Origin of the sequence: Pseudomonas nitroreducens NBRC 12694 (assembly GCF_002091755.1) — a bacterium.
GTDB classification, from domain to species: domain Bacteria; phylum Pseudomonadota; class Gammaproteobacteria; order Pseudomonadales; family Pseudomonadaceae; genus Pseudomonas; species Pseudomonas nitroreducens.
In genome coordinates this window covers 274,057-292,365 of sequence record NZ_BDAI01000003.1, presented here as the reverse complement: position 1 = coordinate 292,365, position 18,309 = coordinate 274,057, and the positions used below count along the sequence as shown (strand labels likewise).

The following is an 18,309-nucleotide window of genomic DNA, read 5'->3' as shown; positions in this document are numbered from 1 at the left end:
ATGAACAAGGAATACCGCCATCCACTACCCGACGCCATGCGCGAGCGAGTACTGGAGGAACTGACAAGACTGGAACAGGAGCACGACGTCACCGTGCTCTACGCCTGCGAATCAGGCAGCCGCGCCTGGGGCTTCGCCTCTCCGGACAGCGATTACGACGTACGCTTCGTCTATGTGCAGCAACCGGACTGGTACCTGCGTGTGGACGAGCCGCGCGACGTTCTGGAGCGCCCGCTGACCGACGAGCTGGACCTCAGCGGTTGGGAATTGCGCAAGACGCTGCGCCTGCTGCGCAAATCCAACCCGACGCTGCTGGAGTGGCTGGACTCACCGCTGGTGTATCGCTGTGAATCCGCGACATCCGAGGGCCTGCGCCAACTGGGACGGGACTTCTACTCGCCCGCTGCCGCACGGGCGCACTACCTGTCGATGGCGAAGAAGAATTTTCGTGGCTACCTGCAGGGAGAGGAGGTTCGCTACAAGAAGTACCTCTACGTGCTGCGACCCTTGTTGGCGGTGCGATGGATCGACCAGGGCCTGGGCATGCCGCCCATGGTCTTCGAGACACTGATGGAAGCAACGCTAGACGATGCCGCGCAGCGCGCCGAAGTCGAGGAGCTGCTGGTGCTCAAGCGTCAGGCGGTCGAGGCCGAATACGGCCCGGCGCGCCCGGCCCTGCACCGGCTGATCGAGCAAGAGCTGCAGCGCGCGGAAAACCTCGGCGCGCCCCGCGGCGGTTGCCACAACACTGAACGCCTGGATCGCTTCCTGCGCGAGCAAGTAAGGAAACACGAAAGATGAAAAGCGACCTGATCGAACTCGACGGCGCCGAAGGCGGCGGGCAGATCCTGCGCAGCGCGCTGAGCCTGTCGATGATCACCGGCAAGGCGCTGCGCATCGTCAATATCCGTGGCCGGCGCTCGCGGCCGGGACTGCTGCGCCAGCACTTGACGGCGGTACGCGCGGCGGCGGAAATCTGCGGCGCGGCGGTGGAAGGCGGCGAGCTGGGCTCGCGCAGCCTGACCTTCCGACCCGGCGCGATTCGCGGCGGCGACTACCGCTTCGCCATCGGCAGCGCGGGCAGTGCCGTGCTAGTGCTGCAGACGCTGCTGCCCGCCCTGCTGTTCGCCGATGGCCCGAGCAGCCTGGCCATCAGCGGCGGCACGCACAACCCGCTGGCGCCACCGGCGGACTTCATCCAGCGCAGTTGGTTGCCGCTGCTGCGGCGCATGGGGGCGAAGGTGGGCTTCGAACTGCTGCGCCATGGTTTCATGCCGGCGGGCGGTGGTGAACTGGCGGTGCGCGTGATGCCAGGTGAACTGCAACCGCTGCATCTGCCGGATGCGGGGGCCGAACGCTCACGCTCGGCCCGTCCAGTGCTGGCCGCCATCCCCGGCCACGTGGCGGACCGCGAACTGGAGAAAGTGAAGCGGCATCAGGATTGGCACGCCGCTTCCGTTCAGGTCGTCCGCCTGCCGGAGGATCAGGGCCCGGGCAATGCGCTGCTTTTGGAAATCGAGTGCGAGCATCTGAGCCTGGTGTTCTGCGCCTTCGGCCAGTCCGGGGTCAGCGCCGAGCGCGTCGCCAGCCAGGCGCTGCGCCAGGCAGACGAATGGCGCCGCAGCGGCACCAGCGTCGAGGAGCACCTCGCCGACCAGCTGCTACTGCCCATGGCATTGGCCGGCGGTGGCAGTTTCACCACGCCAGCGCTGAGCGATCACCTGCTGAGCAATCGCGCAGTGGTAGAAGCCTTCCTGCCGGTGCGCATCGACTGCACGGCACGGGCGACAACCGGCCAGCACATCCGTATCACGCCAGCTTGACGCTTTCCTCACCAAACGCCGGATAGAGTGCCGCCCAATCACCCTACCCGGCGCGTGTGCCCGCCTCCCCGGCACATGGGAGTCTCCATGGCGCACCGCGCCGCCCTCGCCCTGCTATGCGCCGCGTTGCTCGCCGGCTGCGAAACCACCCACGAAACCCTTATCGCCCAGGGCTATCCGCCCGCCTACGCCGATGGCTACGACGACGGCTGCGGCAGCGGTCGCCAGGCCGCCGGCGCCATCACCGGGGAGTTTCGCAAGAACCTGCCGCGCTACCTGGGCGAGCCGAAGTACGCCCTGGGCTGGAACGACGGCTTCCAGCAATGCCAGGCGATGCGCGTGAGCCAGGAGCGCCAGCAGTACGAAGAGCAGCGCAACAGCGACCGGGACCGCGACTGGGAGCAACAGAAGGACCGCGCGCTCGGCCGAGCCCTGCGGGGAAACTGAGACTGCGTCAACATTCCACAGACGGCATGAACGCCCGTTTGATTTCGGTCAAGCCGGCGGCTGGCGCGCTGGCCTCTCCTTGGACTCGGAAAACACCGAAGCCTGAGAAAAGGAGACTCCACATGCAGCCCATCAAACTGACCCTGGGCAGCCTGCTGCTGGCGGTAAGCACCGCGGCAGCCCATGCCGATGCCGACCCCCTGCGCGACCAGGCCAACAGCATCTTCAAACCGATCCCCGAACAGCCCAGCGACAAGCTCGACCCGAACCAGGTCGAGCTGGGCCGGCAGTTGTTCTTCGAGCCGCGGCTGTCCGCCAGCCATGTGATCAGCTGCAACACCTGCCACAACATCGGTACCGGTGGCGCCGACAACGTGCCCACCTCCAAAGGCCATGCCTGGCAAAAGGGCGCACGCAACTCGCCCACCGTATTCAATGCGGTCTTCAACGTCGCGCAGTTCTGGGATGGTCGCGCCAAGGACCTGGAAGAACAGGCCAAGGGCCCGGTGCAGAACCCGGTGGAAATGCACAACTCGCCGAAAAATGTCGAGGCCACGCTACGCAGCATGCCGGAGTACGTCGCCTCCTTCGAAAAAGCCTTCCCTGGCGAGAAGCAGGCGGTCAGCTTCGACAACATGGCCCGCGCGCTGCAGGCCTTCGAGTCGACCCTGATCACCCCGGACTCGCGCTTCGACCTCTATCTCAAGGGCGACGAAACCGCCCTCGACGCGAAGGAGAAGAAAGGCCTGCAGACCTTCATGAGCGCCGGCTGCATCAGCTGCCATAACGGCGTGAACCTGGGCGGTCAGGCGTACTTCCCATTCGGGCTGGTGAAGAAGCCCGACGGCAAGATCCTGCCCACCGGCGACCTGGGTCGCTTCGAGGTGACCAAGACGCAGAATGACCAGTACGTATTCCGCGCTGCGCCGCTGCGTAACATCGCCCTGACCGCGCCGTACTTCCACAGCGGGCAGGTCTGGGACCTGGAGGAAGCTGTAGCGATCATGGGCACCGCTCAGCTCGGCAAGCAGCTCAACGCGGAAGAAATCGGCGACATCGTCGCCTTCCTCAAGACCGCCACCGGCAAACAGCCGAAGGTGGAATACCCACTGCTACCGACAAGCACGGCAACTACCCCGAAGCCAGAGGATTGAGCGCGAGCGTCAAGACCTCCTTGAGACCAACGGCCCCTCCCCCTGAAGGAGATGACCGGGGTGAGGGTGATGCATAGGCACGGAGCTCATCTTCGGCCACCATGAGACCGAAAAGAAAAACGGGCCCATCGGGCCCGTTCTTCCTGCTGGTTGAGCGGTCAGACGACGCCCTGGGCCAGCATCGCGTCGGCCACCTTGACGAAGCCGGCGATGTTGGCGCCCTTCACGTAGTTGATCCGGCCATTCTCCTCGCCGTAGGCGACGCAGGCATGGTGGATGTTCTGCATGATGCCGTGCAGGCGCTGGTCCACCTCACCGGCGGTCCAGGCCAGGCGCATGGCGTTCTGGCTCATCTCCAGGCCGCTGGTGGCGACGCCGCCGGCGTTGGAAGCCTTGCCCGGCGCGTAGAGGATGCCGGCCTCGAGGAAGATATCCACAGCCTCCAAAGTCGACGGCATGTTCGCGCCTTCGGCCACGCAGATGCAGCCGTTGGCCAGCAGGGTGCGCGCATCGTTGGCGTCCAGCTCGTTCTGGGTGGCGCAGGGCAGCGCGATGTCGCAGGCGAGCGACCACGGACGCTCACCGGCAATGAAGCGCAGGCCGGGGCCGGTCATCTCGCTGAGGCGGCCGCGACGGACGTTCTTCAGCTCCATGACTTCTTCCCACTGCTCCAGGGTCAGGCCAGCTTCAAAGAACAGCGTGCCTTCGGAATCGGACAGCGAGATCACCTTGCCGCCCAGCTCCATGACCTTCTGCGCGGCGTACTGGGCCACGTTGCCGGAACCGGAGATGGCCACGCGCTGGCCGTCGAAGCCGCTCTCGCGGGCCTTGAGCATTTCCTGGGCGAAATACACGCAGCCGTAGCCGGTGGCTTCCGGGCGGATCAGGCTGCCGCCGTAGGACATACCCTTGCCGGTCAACACCGAGGTGAACTCGTTGGACAGGCGCTTGTACTGGCCGAACAGGTAGCCGATCTCGCGGGCGCCGACGCCGATGTCACCGGCCGGCACGTCGAGGTCCGCGCCGACGTGGCGGAACAGCTCGCTCATGAACGACTGGCAGAAGCGCATGACTTCGGCGTCGCTCTTGCCCTTCGGATCGAAGTCCGAGCCGCCCTTGCCGCCGCCCATGGGCAGCGAGGTCAGGGAGTTCTTGAAGACCTGCTCGAAGGCCAGGAACTTCAGTACGCCAAGGTTGACCGAAGGGTGGAAGCGCAGGCCGCCCTTGTATGGGCCGATGGCGCTGCTCATCTGGATGCGGAAACCGCGGTTGACCCGCACTCGCCCGGCGTCGTCCACCCACGGCACGCGGAACAGGATCGCGCGTTCAGGCTCGACGATGCGTTCGACGATGCCGGCCTGCAGGTAATGCGGGTTGGCTTCGAGGAAGGGCCAGAGGGAGCGCAGCACCTCTTCCACCGCCTGGTGGAACTCGGGCTGATCGGGGTCGCGCCGCTTGAGGCGCTCGAGGAACGAGTCAACGGATTGCGTCATGTCTACACCGGTACTTTTCTGGTTATGTGATGCTTTTTGCCGGCAGACTCTAACAACCCACGCCGCACTCAGATAGTGCAGCGTGACGCCTTTATGAATCTTTATGGTGCAAAAATATAAATCCCACCTCTGCCGGACCAGCAGAAAACCAGATTTTTGTATACAAAATCAATAAGCATTTGCACTCAAACAACGCAACCCCTCCAGGATGATTCCGATGCACGCACGCCCCTTCGCGCTCCTCGCCGCTCTCACCTGTGCCTTCGCCCTGCCCGCCCAGGCGGCCATGAAACTGGGCAACTTCACCGAGTCCGGCGCCCTGGTGGTAGCGGATACATTCGATAGCGAAGTGATCCACAAGTCGAACTTCAGCACCGACGACCTGCAACGCATGTCGCGGCAGTTGGAGGAGCAGCAGCGCACACTGCAGGACCAGGCGCGGCAAATCGACACACTGCAGCGCCAGTTGGAGGAGCAACGGCGCACCCTGGACGATCTCAAGCGCAGTCGCTGAATAAGGCACAGAAATGAAAACGGGGCCCGAAGGCCCCGTTTTCATGGCGAAGTGGCTTACGCCAGCTTCTTGTAGCGCACGCGGTGCGGCTGCGAGGCTGCGTCGCCCAGGCGCTTCTTGCGATCGGCTTCGAACTCGGTGTAGTTGCCTTCGAAGAAGGTCACCTTGCCGTCGTCCTCGTAGGAGAGGATGTGGGTCGCGATGCGGTCCAGGAACCAGCGATCGTGGGAAATCACGATGGCGGCGCCGGGGAAGTCCAGCAGCGCTTCTTCCAGCGCACGCAGGGTTTCCACGTCGAGGTCGTTGGACGGTTCGTCGAGCAGCAACACGTTGCCGCCCTGCTTCAGGGTCAGGGCCAGGTGCAGACGGCCACGCTCACCACCGGAGAGGTCCTTGACGAACTTCTGCTGGTCGCCGCCCTTGAAGTTGAAGCGGCCGACGTAGCTGCGCGACGGGACTTCGTAGTTGCCGATCTTGATCTGCTCGAAGCCGTCGGACACCTGTTCCCATACGGTCTTGTTGCCTTCGAGGATTTCACGGCTCTGGTCGACGCTGGCGATCTGCACGGTCTCGCCGATCTCGATGGTGCCCGAGTCCGGTTGCTCCTTGCCGGTCAGCATGCGGAACAGGGTGGATTTGCCCGCGCCGTTGCCGCCGATCACGCCGACGATGGCACCCTTGGGGATGCTCAGCGACAGGTTGTCGATCAGCACGCGCTCGCCGTAGCCCTTGGTGACGTTGTGCAGTTCGATGACCTTGTCGCCCAGGCGCGGACCGGCCGGGATGTAGATCTCGTTGGTCTCGCTGCGCTTCTGGAATTCCTGCGACTGCAGTTCCTCGAAGCGTTGCAGGCGGGCCTTGGACTTGGCCTGGCGGCCCTTGGCGCCCTGGCGCACCCATTCCAGTTCGGCCTTCATGGCCTTGGCGTGGGAGGCTTCCTGCTTGGCTTCCTGGGCCAGGCGGTTGGCCTTGGATTCCAGCCAGCCGGAGTAGTTGCCTTCGAATGGAATGCCGTGGCCACGGTCCAGTTCGAGGATCCAGCCGGCGACGTTGTCGAGGAAGTAGCGGTCGTGGGTGATCGCCACCACGGTGCCGGGGAAGTCGTGGAGGAAGTGTTCCAGCCAGGCGACAGAGTCGGCGTCCAGGTGGTTGGTCGGTTCGTCCAGCAGCAGCATGTCCGGCGCGGACAGCAGCAGGCGGCATAGCGCCACGCGGCGCTTCTCACCACCGGAGAGGTGTTCGATCTTGGCGTCCCACGGCGGCAGGCGCAGGGCGTCGGCGGCGACTTCCAGCTGGCGCTCCAGGTTGTGGCCGTCGGAAGCCTGGAGAATGGCTTCCAGCTTGGCCTGCTCGGCGGCCAGGGCGTCGAAGTCGGCATCCGGCTCGGCGTAGGCGGCGTAGACCTCGTCCAGGCGAGCCTGGGCGGCCTTGATCTGGCCGACGGCCTCCTCGACGATCTCGCGCACGGTGGCCTGCGGGTCGAGCTTGGGCTCCTGCGGCAGGTAGCCGACATTGATGCCCGGCATCGGGCGGGCTTCGCCTTCGATCTCGGTGTCGACGCCGGCCATGATGCGCAGCAGGGTGGATTTACCCGCGCCGTTCAGGCCGAGCACGCCGATCTTGGCGCCGGGGAAGAACGACAGGGAGATGTCCTTGAGGATTTCACGCTTGGGCGGCACGACCTTGCCGACCCGGTGCATGGTGTAGACGTATTGAGCCATGGATACCTGACTTCTGGGATGAATTGACGATCGGGATGGCCGGAACGGACGACGGCAGCGCCGGCACTTCGGGCCGGAACGGTGGCACCGTGGGCCACCGGAGGGCGCGAACGGCCGATGGACGGCCCTTCGCGCGGGACTCTGCGGGGATGTACTTTATGCCCCGAACTCTGGCCGTACATCACGCGCGCGTGCGGCAAAGCTACCGGAATGAGTCGGGAAGGGCAAACGACGCTCGTCGGCCATACTGGCACTTAGCCGCCTTTCCGGGCATCCTAGCCTGCGCCGAATTCAGCCGTATCGCCCCAGGTCCCTAAGTCCGTGTCTATTTCTCCCCGTACCCTTCCGGACGCATTGGTCAGGCCTGGCCGCGTGGCGACCCGGACAGCCCTGGTGCTGCTGGTGCTGTTCATGCTCGGTCTGCTGGGCTGGCAGTTGCACCAGGAGCTCCGCAGCCAGGAGCGCTTCGAGCGCGAGCGGGTAGTATTGCACGGCGAACAGATGGCCCAGCGGATCTCCCTGACCCTGGAGCTCAAGGCAGTGGCGGCCCAGGCCCTGCTGCAGCAGGAGCTCTCCCGCGACCACGGCGACATCCGTGCCACGCTGATCACCGGACTCAAACACATCTATCCGTCCTTCCACAGCCTGGTGAGGCTGGATGCCGGTGGCGCCCCCCTGAGCGACTCCGCCAGCAGCATCAAGGACACGGCATTCATCGAAGCCCTGCGTCAGCGCAGTGCACAGCAGCCTTATCACTATGCATTCAGCGAGGAGAACGGCGGGCATTTCTATGTCTGGCTGAAGGCCACCGAGCCCGGTGAAGAAGACAGCGTCATCCGCCTCGACGAAAAAATCGCCCGGCGCGGCTGGGCGGCACAGATCCGCCCCGAGTCGCCGGACTGGATACTGGTCGACAGCGTCCAGCAGAAGGTCCTCGGCCGCTCCAGCGGTTTCCGTCCCGGCCCACTGTCCGCCGCCTCGCCGCTGGAGCAGGCGCAGAGCCTGGACGGCCTGGAGATCCAGAACACCGACTGGCAACTGCGCCCGCAATTCGACGACCGGCAGATCCGCGCCACCCTGCTACCGCGCCTGGGGGGTGAGCTGGCGCTGCTGCTGGTGCTGGCCGGCATCGCCGGCGCCGCCCTGCTGCGCCTGCAACGCGAACAACAGAACCTGCGAGCGCTGACCGTAGAGTCGCAACAGAGCCTGCGCCAGGCTGCACAGGCCCTTGGCGCCATCGACGAGCGGGTGCTGGTGACCCGCGCCGACGGTCGCCTTGCCTACCTCAATCCACAGGCCGAGCAACTGTTCGGCATCGCCGGCGGCAAAGCCGGCGAGCACCACCTGCTGGAACTGCTACCCGGTCTTGGCGGCCTGCTGGCCAGCAGCGACACCTCGGCGGACAACGGCTCCGAGCTGGTTCGCGTCAATGATGCCGGCCAGGCACGCCTGTTCGCCGTCAGCCATCACTCGCTGGACGACAGCCCGCTGGCAGCGGAGCAGACCTGGGTCCTGCGTGGCAACCTGCCCCAGGGCGGACAGGTCTGGGTACTGCGCGACGTCACCGAGGAACAGCAGGCGCTGCACATCCTCGAGGAAACCCGCCGACGCTACCAGGACATCTTCGACGGCGTCGGCGTCGCCCTCTGCGTGCTCGACCTTTCCGCCCTGCGCCAGAGCCTGGTGGATCTCAACCTGCGCCGGCAGAGCGACCTGCGCGACTGGATCGCCTCGCAGCCCGAACGCCTGCCCTGGCTGCTGCGCCAAGTGCGCATCACCGAGATCAACAATGTCGCCAAACGCCTGATGCGCGTCACCAACACCGAACAGGCCTGGCAGGTGTTGATCGGCAGCGCCGGGATGCGCCCGGACGGCGTGCGCAGCAAAGTGCTCGAAGCCGTGCTGCACGGCCAGGGCATGGTCGAACTGGAAGCCTGCATCACCACCCGCCAGGGCGAGCAGCGCCATCTGTGGCTGCAACTGCGCGTTCCGGAGATGATCCAGGACTTCCACGCCGTCACCCTGAGCCTGTCGGACATCACCAGCCGCAAGCAGGTCGAGCTGTCGCTGATCGAGCGCGAAAAGTTCTGGTCCGATGCCGTGCGCGCGGTGCCCGACACCCTGTACATCCACGACATCGCCGCCCGCCGGGTGATCTTCACCAACCACAACCTCGGTTACCAGTTGGGCTACAGCGGCGACGAGCTGCGCGACATGGGCGAGCGCTTCTGGGAAAAAGTGCTGCACCCGGACGATGTCGAGTACTACTGGCGCGTGCGCAACCTGCAGCAGGTGGTGGGCGATGGCCTGCTGCTGGACAGCCAGCTGCGCTGGCGTCATCGCGACGGTTCCTGGCACTGGTTCGACATCCGTGAGCAGGCCCTGACCCGCGACGACACCGGCCGCGTGGCCCGCCTGATCGGCGTGGCCAAGGACATCACCGATACCGTCGAAGCACACAACTCCCTTCGTGAGAGCGGGCGCCGCTACCGCATGCTCGCCGAGAGCATCAGCGACGTCATCCTCTCCACCGACGCCCAGGTGAAGCTCAACTACATCAGCCCATCGATCCAGCAGGTGTTCGGCTACAGCCCGGAATGGGTGCTGGCCAACGGCTTCCAGCAGGTGGCCGCCAACCCGGCGCAGCTGGAGCGCCTGGAGGAGCTGCTGCACCGCGTACAGGGCGCCATCGGCGAGCCCAAGCGCCTGGCCGAATTACGCGAAAGCGCCGAACCGCAGCTGTTCAGCCTCGACTGCCTGCACGCCGACGGCCACAAGATCCCGGTGGAACTGCGCATCGCCCTGATGTGGGACGACCATGGCCGCTTCGAGGGGCTGCTCGGCGTCGCCCGCGACGTCAGCCAGCAGCGCCGCGCCGAGCGCGAGATGCGCATGGCGGCCACGGTATTCGAGCACTCCACCGCGGCGATCATGGTCACCGACCCCGCCGGCTACATCGTGCAGATCAACGACTCCTTCAGCCGCCTTACCGGCTATTCCGCCGAAGAGGTGCTGGACCAGTTGCCGCGCCTGCTCACCGCCGACCGCCAGGAGGCCAACCAGCTCAAGCACGTGCTGGAAAGCCTGCGCAAGAGCGGCAGCTGGGAAGGCGAAATCCTGCAGAAGCGCAAGAGCGGCGAGCTGTACCCGAGCTGGGTCGGCATCACGGCCGTGCACGACGATGAGGGCGATCTGGTCAGCTTCGTCTGCTTCTTCAGCGACATCAGCGAGCGCAAGGCCAGCGAGCGGCGCATCCACCGCCTGGCGTACTACGACGCCCTGACCCACCTGCCCAACCGCACGCTGTTCCAGGACCGCCTGCACACCGCCCTGCTGCAGGCCGAACGGCACCAGCAGTGGGTCGTGCTGATGTTCCTCGACCTCGACCGCTTCAAGCCGATCAACGACTCCCTCGGCCACGCCGCGGGCGACCGCATGCTCAAGGAAGTGGCCGAGCGCCTGAGCCATTGCGTCAGCGACGACGACACCGTGGCGCGCATGGGCGGCGACGAGTTCACCTTGCTGTTGCCCGGCCAGAAGGACCGCGAGAAGGCGCTCCGGCAGGCGATCCAGGTGGCCGAGCAGATTCTTTCCAGCCTTGCCCGCCCCTTCACCCTGGAAGGCCGCGAGTTCTTCGTCACCGCCAGCATCGGCGTGGCGCTCTCGCCGCAGGACGGCGCCGAGCTCAGCCAGTTGATGAAGAACGCCGACACCGCGATGTACCACGCCAAGGAGATGGGCAAGAACAACTTCCAGTTCTACCAGGCCGAGATGAACGCCCGCGCCCTGGAGCGCCTGGAACTGGAAAGCGACCTGCGCCGGGCCATCGAGCAGGAAGAATTCATTCTCCACTACCAGCCACAGTTCACCGGCGACGGCCGCCGCCTGACCGGCGCCGAGGCGCTACTGCGCTGGCAGCATCCCAAGCGCGGGCTGATTCCGCCGACGGAGTTCATCCCGGTGCTGGAAGAGCTGGGCCTGGTTGCCCAGGTCGGCGACTGGCTGCTGGAGCAGGCGTGCCTGCAACTGCGAGCCTGGCACCGCGACAAGGTGCGGGTGCCGAAGATTTCCGTGAACCTCTCGGCCCGGCAGTTCGCCGACGGCCAGTTGGGCGAACGCATCGCCAGCATCCTCGCCGACACCGGCATCGCCCCGGCCTGCCTGGAGCTGGAGCTGACTGAAAGCATCCTGATGAGCGATGTTTCCCAGGCGATGCAGATACTTCAGGGCCTGAAACGTCTGGGCCTGGCGATCGCGGTCGACGATTTCGGCACCGGTTACTCCTCGCTCAATTACCTCAAGCAGTTCCCCATCGACGTACTGAAGATCGACCGCAGCTTCGTCGACGGCCTGCCCCACGGCGAACAGGACGCGCAGATCGCCCGCGCCATCATCGCCATGGCCCACAGCCTGAACCTGATGGTGATCGCCGAGGGCGTGGAGAGCCATGAGCAACTGGAGTTCCTGCGCGAACACGGCTGCGACGAGGTGCAGGGCTTCCTCTTCGGCCGCCCGGTGCCGGCGGACCAGTTCGCCGCGCTGTTCGCCAGCAACGCATTGTTCCTGCTCGGCTGACAGCACGGCGCAGCAGGCGAGCGCCCTTGTAGGATGGCGTATTCATCCTGCACCTTCGACAAGCGGCTATCCACCCCACTCTGCCGCTCGTCTCTCCCGCGATCCTGGCCTTGAACCCCGCTTGTCAGCCACATGACCGCCTTTCATGTGCCAGCACCGGCGCCTTGGGTTAGAATGCGCGCCTTTCCCCAGCACCCGATCCTTAAGAGGACCGCCATGTTCAGCCGTGATTTGACCCTCGCCCGCTACGATGCCGAACTCTTCGCCGCGATGGAGCAGGAAGCCCAGCGCCAGGAAGAGCACATCGAGCTCATCGCCTCCGAGAACTACACCAGCCCGGCGGTGATGGAAGCCCAGGGTTCGGTGCTGACCAACAAGTACGCCGAAGGCTACCCGGGCAAGCGCTACTACGGTGGTTGCGAGTACGTCGACGTCGTCGAGCAGCTGGCCATCGACCGCGCCAAGGAGCTGTTCGGCGCCGACTACGCCAACGTCCAGCCGCACGCCGGCTCCCAGGCCAACGCCGCCGTCTACCTGGCCCTGCTGTCGGCCGGTGACACCATCCTGGGCATGAGCCTGGCCCACGGTGGTCACCTGACCCACGGCGCCAGCGTTTCCTCCTCCGGCAAGCTGTACAACGCCGTGCAGTACGGCATCACCGACGCCGGCCTGATCGACTACGACGAAGTCGAGCGCCTGGCCGTCGAGCACAAGCCGAAGATGATCGTCGCCGGCTTCTCCGCCTACTCCCAGGTGCTGGACTTCGCCCGCTTCCGCGCCATCGCCGACAAGGTCGGTGCCTACCTGTTCGTCGACATGGCCCACGTGGCCGGTCTGGTCGCCGCTGGCGTCTACCCGAACCCGGTGCCGTTCGCCGACGTGGTCACCACCACCACCCACAAGACCCTGCGCGGCCCGCGCGGCGGCCTGATCCTCGCTCGCAAGAACGAAGAGATCGAGAAGAAGCTGAACTCCGCCGTCTTCCCGGGCGCCCAGGGTGGCCCGCTGGAGCACGTGATCGCCGCCAAGGCAGTGTGCTTCAAGGAAGCCCTGCAGCCCGAGTTCAAGGCCTACCAGCAGCAGGTCCTGAAGAACGCCCAGACCATGGCCAGCGTGTTCATCGAGCGCGGCTTCGACGTGGTTTCCGGCGGTACCCAGAACCACCTGTTCCTGCTGTCCCTGATCAAGCAGGACATCACCGGTAAGGACGCCGACGCCGCCCTGGGCCGCGCCTTCATCACCGTGAACAAGAACAGCGTGCCGAACGACCCGCGCTCCCCGTTCGTCACCTCCGGCCTGCGCATCGGCACCCCGGCTGTCACCACCCGCGGTTTCAAGGAAGCCGAGTGCCGCGAGCTGGCCGGCTGGATCTGCGACATCCTCACCAACATGGGCGACGAGTCCGTGGTGGACGGCGTGCGCGAGAAGGTCAAGGCCATCTGCGCCAAGTTCCCGGTCTACGGCGCCTAAGCCGAACCCGCGAACCGCGAAACGAAAAAGCCCGGCAGATGCCGGGCTTTTTCATGTCTGTCGCTCACAGGGCTCAGGCTCGCTCCTACGAAAAATCCACTACGCGCCGGTAACAGTAATAAAGCTTCGTAGGGCGCATAACGCGCCAGCGTTATCCGCCTCCACGCAGCCGGCGAATAACCAGTTCCAGGTTATTCGTCCCACTCAGGGATACGCCCCATAAAGGATGGGCTAGGGCTGCCCACCTGATTTCTGCTCCGGCTGCACCGGCACATCCCGCAAGTCGTTGAGTCGCCGCACCAGCGTCTCCGCCTCCGCCTGGCTGGCAAACCCCTTGAGCATCACCTGGCCATCCGTCACCACCCGCGTCACCTGGGGTAGCAGTCGCAGCTGCCCGTCGATCACCACCGCCAGGGCCTTGCCCTGCTCATCCTCGGTCAGCCTGGCCAGGCGCAGGCTGGCCTCGGGGGTGAACAGCACCCGCACCGCCGGCTTGCCGTCAGCCACGCTGGCCAGCTCGGCGCGCTGCACATCGTGCTGGGTCAACACCGGATGGGTTTCCAGCAGCACCGCCTTGCCCTGCGGGTCGGCCAGGGTGCGGGTACTGGCCGTGGGCTTCTCGGCCAGGGCGTGGACATCGAAGGTATGCTGCGGCGCCGACGGCGGTGTACCGGCGCAGGCGCCCAACAATGAGGCGAGGAGGATCGGAATAGAGCGTTTCATCGACTGCGAATCGGACCGAGCGGCCCGGTCGGGCCAGGGTTATGAAGGATCAGACCACCGTCAGCGCACAAGTTGCACTCCCTTGGTCGGCACCCGCGACTAAGCTTGCAGACGAACGGATGCTGGCGGTCCGGTCAGAAATTCTCCGGCTCAGGGCAAGCTGGTATCATGCGCGCCTTTTGCCGGCCACAAGAAAAGGCGCAGGGCCCACCTGGGCATGTACCTTGCTTTTCCCGGCCAGAACGATAACGGCGCAAGAGCGTCACGGGGAGCCAAACATGCTGGAAAAGCTGTTCCAACTCAAGGCACACAACACCAATGTGCGCACCGAGATCCTGGCGGGTATCACTACCTTCCTGACCATGGCCTACATCCTCTTCGTCAACCCGAGCATCCTCGGTGAGACGGGCATGGATAAAGGCGCGATCTTCGTCGCCACCTGCCTCGCCGCCGCCATCGGCTCGGCGGTGATGGGCCTGATCGCCAACTACCCGATCGCCCTGGCTCCCGGCATGGGCCTGAACGCCTTCTTCACCTACACCGTGGTCCTGCACATGGGCCACACCTGGCAAGTGGCGCTCGGTGCGGTGTTCCTATCCGCGTGCATGTTCTTCATCATTTCGATCTTCCGCATCCGCGAGTGGATCATCAACAGCATCCCGCTGGCCCTGCGCTCGGCCATCGCCGCCGGCATCGGCCTGTTCCTCGCGCTGATCGCGCTGAAGGAATCGGGCATCGTCGTCGCCAACCAGGCCACCCTGGTGGGCATGGGTGATCTCGCCAAGCCCGCACCGCTGCTGGCAATCCTCGGCTTCATCCTGATCGTCGCCCTGGAAGCGCGCCGCGTGACCGGCGCGGTGATGATCGGCATCCTGGTCGTCACCTTCATCTCCATCGCCATCGGCGTCTCCCAGTTCGGCGGCGTGGTATCGATGCCGCCGTCGCTGGCGCCGACCTTCCTCCAGTTGGATATCAAGGGCGCGCTGGACATCGGCCTGTTCAGCGTGATCTTCGCCTTCCTCTTCGTCGACCTGTTCGACAACTCCGGCACCCTGATCGGCGTGGCCAAGCGCGCCGGCCTGATGGGCAAGGACGGGCACATGCCGAAGATGGGCCGCGCGCTGATCGCCGACAGCTCCGCCGCCATGGTCGGCTCGCTGTTGGGCACTTCCACCACCACCAGCTACATCGAGTCGGCGGCGGGCGTTTCCGCCGGTGGCCGCACCGGCCTGACCGCCATCGTGGTCGCCGTGCTGTTCCTGCTGGCGCTGTTCTTCGCCCCGCTGGCGGGCAATGTGCCGGCCTTCGCCACCGCCCCGGCGCTGTTCTTCGTCGCCGTGCTGATGGCTTCGGGCCTGGCCGAGATCGACTGGGACGACCTGACCGTCGCCGCCCCCGTGGTAGTGACCGCCCTGGCCATGCCGCTGACCTTCTCCATTGCCAACGGCATTGCCTTCGGCTTCATCACCTGGACCGCCTGCAAGCTGCTGTCCGGCCGCTTCCGCGAACTGAACCCGGCGCTGGTGATCCTGTCGATTCTCTTCGTGATCAAGCTGGGCTGGTTCAACGCTTGAGTGAAGGGGGCTGCTGCGCGTCGGCCATACTGCGTTGCCAGGTCAATCCGGAATGCTCATTTACAGCCGTAAACTCCGCTTCCGAATCGACCTGGCGCCTTGTCTGACCTAGCTCGCGAGCCCCGACAGTTTCGAGTTGTCCTTAATGAAAAGCGGCCCAGCGAGTCCGGGCCCCTTGAAGAGCGTTCCCCATGAGCAGTCCGCGTTTCGATCCCTCCCACTACGACAGCCAACTGGCCGACAAGGCCGCACGCCTGCGCGAGCTGCTGGCTCCCTTCGCCGCGCCGGAACCGGAGGTGTTCGACTCGCCCCGTGAGCATTACCGCCTGCGCGCCGAGTTCCGCCTGTGGCGCGAGGGCGAGGCCCGCCACTACGCAATGTTCGAGCAGGGCGACAAGCACACGCCGATCCTGATCGAGGAATTCCCCATCGCCAGCCAGCGCATCAACGAGCTGATGCCGCGCCTGAAGGCCGCCTGGGCCGAGCCGACGCTGGGCCACAAGCTGTTCCAGGTGGAGTTCCTCACCACCCTGGCGGGCGACGCGCTGATCACCCTCTGCTACCACCGTCCGGTGGACGCCGCCTGGCAGGCCGCCGCCGAGAAGCTGGCCGCCGAACTGGGCGTGAGCATCGTTGGCCGCTCGCGCGGCAAGCGTCTGGTGGTGGGACGTGATTACGTCAGCGAGGAGCTGACCGTTGCCGGCCGCACCTTCCGTTACCGCCAGCCGGAGGGCGCCTTCACCCAGCCCAACGGCGAGGTGTGCCAGAAGATGCTCAACTGGGCGTACGAAGCCCTGGGCCAGCGCGACGACGACCTGCTGGAGCTGTACTGCGGCAACGGCAACTTCACCCTGCCGCTCGCCACCCGCGTGCGCAAGGTGCTGGCCACCGAGATCAGCAAGACATCGGTGCACGCCGCACTGGCCAACCTGGCCGACAACGCCGTGGACAATGTCACCCTGGTGCGCCTCTCCGCCGAGGAGCTGACCCAGGCGCTCAACGAGGTTCGCCCGTTCCGCCGCCTGGCTGACATCGACCTGAAGTCCTACGCGTTCGGCAGCGTGTTCGTCGACCCGCCGCGTGCCGGCATGGACCCGGACACCTGCGAGCTGACCCGCCGCTTCGACAACATCCTCTATATCTCCTGCAACCCGGAGACCCTGGCGCAGAACATCACCCAGCTGCACGACACCCACCAGGTCAGCCGCTGCGCCCTGTTCGACCAGTTCCCCTACACGCACCACATGGAAGCCGGCGTGCTGCTGACCCGCCGCTGAGCCCCCGCTACCACCACGGGCCGCCCAACCTAGGGTTGGGCGGCGCCTCCGGGTTCTGCAGCTAGTCTTGCGGAACAACGACAAGAGGCACGCCCATGTCCCGCCTGATCCTTCCCCTGCTGTTCCTGCTGCTGAGCGCCTGTGCCGGCAGCGACCCCGCCGATATCAGCGTCTCCCCCGCCGCCAATGGCCGACAAAGCACCTTCTTCATCCAGGCCGTGCGCGCGCAGGGCCACCGCGAGGATCTGGAGGATCGCTTCGATCTCGCCGTACGCCGCGCGCTGGAAGCCAAGGGCTATGAATTCAAGGAAGGCTCGGGAGAGCTACGGGTGATCTATGCCGTCGGCCTGGACAGCCAGACCGGTATCGTCCAGCGACCGGTGGCGACCAGCGCGGGCGTGATGACCCAGACCCAGTTCACCGATCAGGAACAGGCGCGCCTGGCGCTGCGAATTCTCGACGAGGCTACCGGGCAGGTGCTGTACCAGGCACAAGTGGCGCGCCAGCTGCACGACCCGAAGATCACCCAGCAGGCCGTGGACGAAGGCATCGCCCGCCTGCTGAAGGATTTCCCCGCACAGGCGGGGAACTGAGGATCAGCTGAAGCTCGACGGCGACTTGCGCACGAACTTGATGCTGTACTTGAAGTCGGCCTTGCGCGTGACGCTGATGGCGCGGCGGGTGACGGTGTCGATGGTGATGTTCCAGTTGCCGGTGCTGGGCACCTTGATCTTGGCCGGGAACCGGTCGAAGGCGCCGCCGTGGTACGAATGGCGGCCACCGTTCTTGAAGCTGCGGAAGTTCGCATCGGTCATCAGGCGGATGTTGCAGGTCATGGAACACTCGATGACGACCAGATCGCCTTCGTTGAGGTGTTCACGTTGATGGACGAACTTCATGCTGGCTCCGCTGCTACTACCGCAAAATCAATACGATAGCACGGAGCGGGGTCGGCCCGGCAGCGCCGCTGCTTGCTGGCGACGCCACTCATCCGAACTCACAACCCCTCGAAGTCGGCCTTGCGCTCCTCGGGCTCCGGCTCTTCGCGCACCACCACCTGGCGATTACTCGACTGCCGCTCCAACCAGTAGAGAGCGAAGATCGCCAGCGCCGAAATCACTCCGCGGTAGACCACGCCGGCCAGCTGTGCGTCCCACTCCATGCCCCCTTCGGTCCAGGCGATCAGCAGGCGCGACAATGTCAGGGTCAGTTGCACCAGGATCACCAGGATCAGCGCCGGCCGCACCAGCAGGCGGCGACGCAGGGCAAAGACAAGGAACAGCGCGAGGGCGAACTGATGGCCGCCATAGAACACGCGAGCGTCGCTCACCGACGACGGCTCCATCAGCAACATGCCGCTGAGGTTGGCCATCTCATAGGGACGAATCCAGTAGAGCAATCCCAGGCCACCCCAGACCAGAGCCTGGACCAGCAGGACGAGACGGGCGAAGAGCATCCGATTTCTCCTTGGCCATGCAGCCATTGCCGAGCGTCCAGACCTGCGACCGGGAGTCGCGGACGCACCACCGATCAGCTAA

15 protein-coding genes are annotated in these 18,309 nt (G+C 65.4%); 10 read left to right on the top strand and 5 right to left on the bottom strand.

Going from position 1 to position 18,309, the window contains the following annotated elements; translation table 11 throughout:
* From PNI01S_RS10475 to PNI01S_RS10460, 4 genes are all read left to right on the top strand, one after another.
* Positions 1-801: a nucleotidyltransferase domain-containing protein gene (locus PNI01S_RS10475; protein WP_084358173.1), complete on the top strand. Its 801-nt coding sequence runs from the start codon at positions 1-3 to the stop codon at positions 799-801.
* On the top strand, positions 798-1,823 hold the full coding sequence (gene rtcA / locus PNI01S_RS10470; protein WP_084358171.1) for an RNA 3'-terminal phosphate cyclase: 1,026 nt from the start codon (positions 798-800) through the stop codon (positions 1,821-1,823). The genes PNI01S_RS10475 and rtcA overlap by 4 nt, the downstream gene beginning before the upstream one ends.
* Before the next feature lie 87 nt (positions 1,824-1,910).
* The gene (locus tag PNI01S_RS10465) at positions 1,911-2,270 is read left to right on the top strand and encodes a hypothetical protein (protein WP_084358169.1); all 360 of its coding nucleotides are present in this window, start codon (positions 1,911-1,913) and stop codon (positions 2,268-2,270) included.
* 122 nt (positions 2,271-2,392) lie between these two features.
* Entirely contained in the window at positions 2,393-3,424 is a 1,032-nt protein-coding gene (locus PNI01S_RS10460) for a cytochrome-c peroxidase (RefSeq protein WP_084358167.1), read from the top strand.
* Between the two features lie 158 nt (positions 3,425-3,582).
* Here the strand turns inward: PNI01S_RS10460 and gdhA are convergent, their stop codons facing one another.
* Positions 3,583-4,917, bottom strand: coding sequence for an NADP-specific glutamate dehydrogenase (gene gdhA / locus PNI01S_RS10455; protein WP_024763064.1), 1,335 nt, complete (start codon positions 4,915-4,917; stop codon positions 3,583-3,585).
* Between the two features lie 217 nt (positions 4,918-5,134).
* Here gdhA and PNI01S_RS10450 point away from each other — a divergent pair, with 217 nt between their 5' ends.
* Positions 5,135-5,431 (top strand): prefoldin domain-containing protein, encoded by a 297-nt coding sequence (locus PNI01S_RS10450; protein WP_240157957.1) that lies wholly within the window; start codon positions 5,135-5,137, stop codon positions 5,429-5,431.
* Positions 5,432-5,487: 56 nt separating this feature from the next.
* Here the strand turns inward: PNI01S_RS10450 and ettA are convergent, their stop codons facing one another.
* Complete coding sequence (ettA, locus tag PNI01S_RS10445; RefSeq protein ID WP_024763062.1) at positions 5,488-7,152, bottom strand: energy-dependent translational throttle protein EttA; 1,665 nt, start codon at positions 7,150-7,152, stop codon at positions 5,488-5,490.
* 411 nt (positions 7,153-7,563) lie between these two features.
* Here ettA and PNI01S_RS10440 point away from each other — a divergent pair, with 411 nt between their 5' ends.
* A complete protein-coding gene (locus tag PNI01S_RS10440; RefSeq protein ID WP_167632562.1) occupies positions 7,564-11,727 on the top strand; it encodes a GGDEF and EAL domain-containing protein in 4,164 nt (1,387 codons plus the stop codon).
* A 216-nt stretch (positions 11,728-11,943) separates the two neighbouring features.
* Positions 11,944-13,197: a serine hydroxymethyltransferase gene (glyA, locus tag PNI01S_RS10435; RefSeq protein WP_024763060.1), complete on the top strand. Its 1,254-nt coding sequence runs from the start codon at positions 11,944-11,946 to the stop codon at positions 13,195-13,197.
* Between the two features lie 231 nt (positions 13,198-13,428).
* Here glyA and PNI01S_RS10430 read toward each other — a convergent pair whose 3' ends face one another.
* Positions 13,429-13,920 carry a SecDF P1 head subdomain-containing protein gene (locus PNI01S_RS10430; RefSeq protein WP_084358163.1) on the bottom strand — a complete coding sequence of 164 codons (492 nt, stop codon included), beginning with the start codon at positions 13,918-13,920 and terminating at the stop codon, positions 13,429-13,431.
* Between the two features lie 278 nt (positions 13,921-14,198).
* Between PNI01S_RS10430 and PNI01S_RS10425 the strand changes: the two genes are divergently transcribed.
* The 3 genes from PNI01S_RS10425 to PNI01S_RS10415 all read left to right on the top strand — a co-directional run bounded on the left by PNI01S_RS10425 (position 14,199) and on the right by PNI01S_RS10415 (position 17,364).
* Positions 14,199-15,494 carry an NCS2 family permease gene (locus PNI01S_RS10425; RefSeq protein WP_017521650.1) on the top strand — a complete coding sequence of 432 codons (1,296 nt, stop codon included), beginning with the start codon at positions 14,199-14,201 and terminating at the stop codon, positions 15,492-15,494.
* A 191-nt stretch (positions 15,495-15,685) separates the two neighbouring features.
* Entirely contained in the window at positions 15,686-16,771 is a 1,086-nt protein-coding gene (trmA, locus tag PNI01S_RS10420) for a tRNA (uridine(54)-C5)-methyltransferase TrmA (RefSeq protein WP_084358161.1), read from the top strand.
* A gap of 95 nt (positions 16,772-16,866) precedes the next feature.
* Entirely contained in the window at positions 16,867-17,364 is a 498-nt protein-coding gene (locus PNI01S_RS10415) for a DUF4136 domain-containing protein (RefSeq protein WP_065084202.1), read from the top strand.
* Between the two features lie 3 nt (positions 17,365-17,367).
* Here the strand turns inward: PNI01S_RS10415 and PNI01S_RS10410 are convergent, their stop codons facing one another.
* Together PNI01S_RS10410 and PNI01S_RS10405 are read right to left on the bottom strand one after the other, a co-directional pair.
* On the bottom strand, positions 17,368-17,670 hold the full coding sequence (locus PNI01S_RS10410) for a DUF1883 domain-containing protein (protein WP_084358159.1): 303 nt from the start codon (positions 17,668-17,670) through the stop codon (positions 17,368-17,370).
* A 98-nt stretch (positions 17,671-17,768) separates the two neighbouring features.
* Positions 17,769-18,227, bottom strand: a complete 459-nt coding sequence (locus PNI01S_RS10405; protein WP_084358157.1) for a DUF4345 family protein — start codon at positions 18,225-18,227, stop codon at positions 17,769-17,771.
* Positions 18,228-18,309 lie beyond the last annotated feature (82 nt).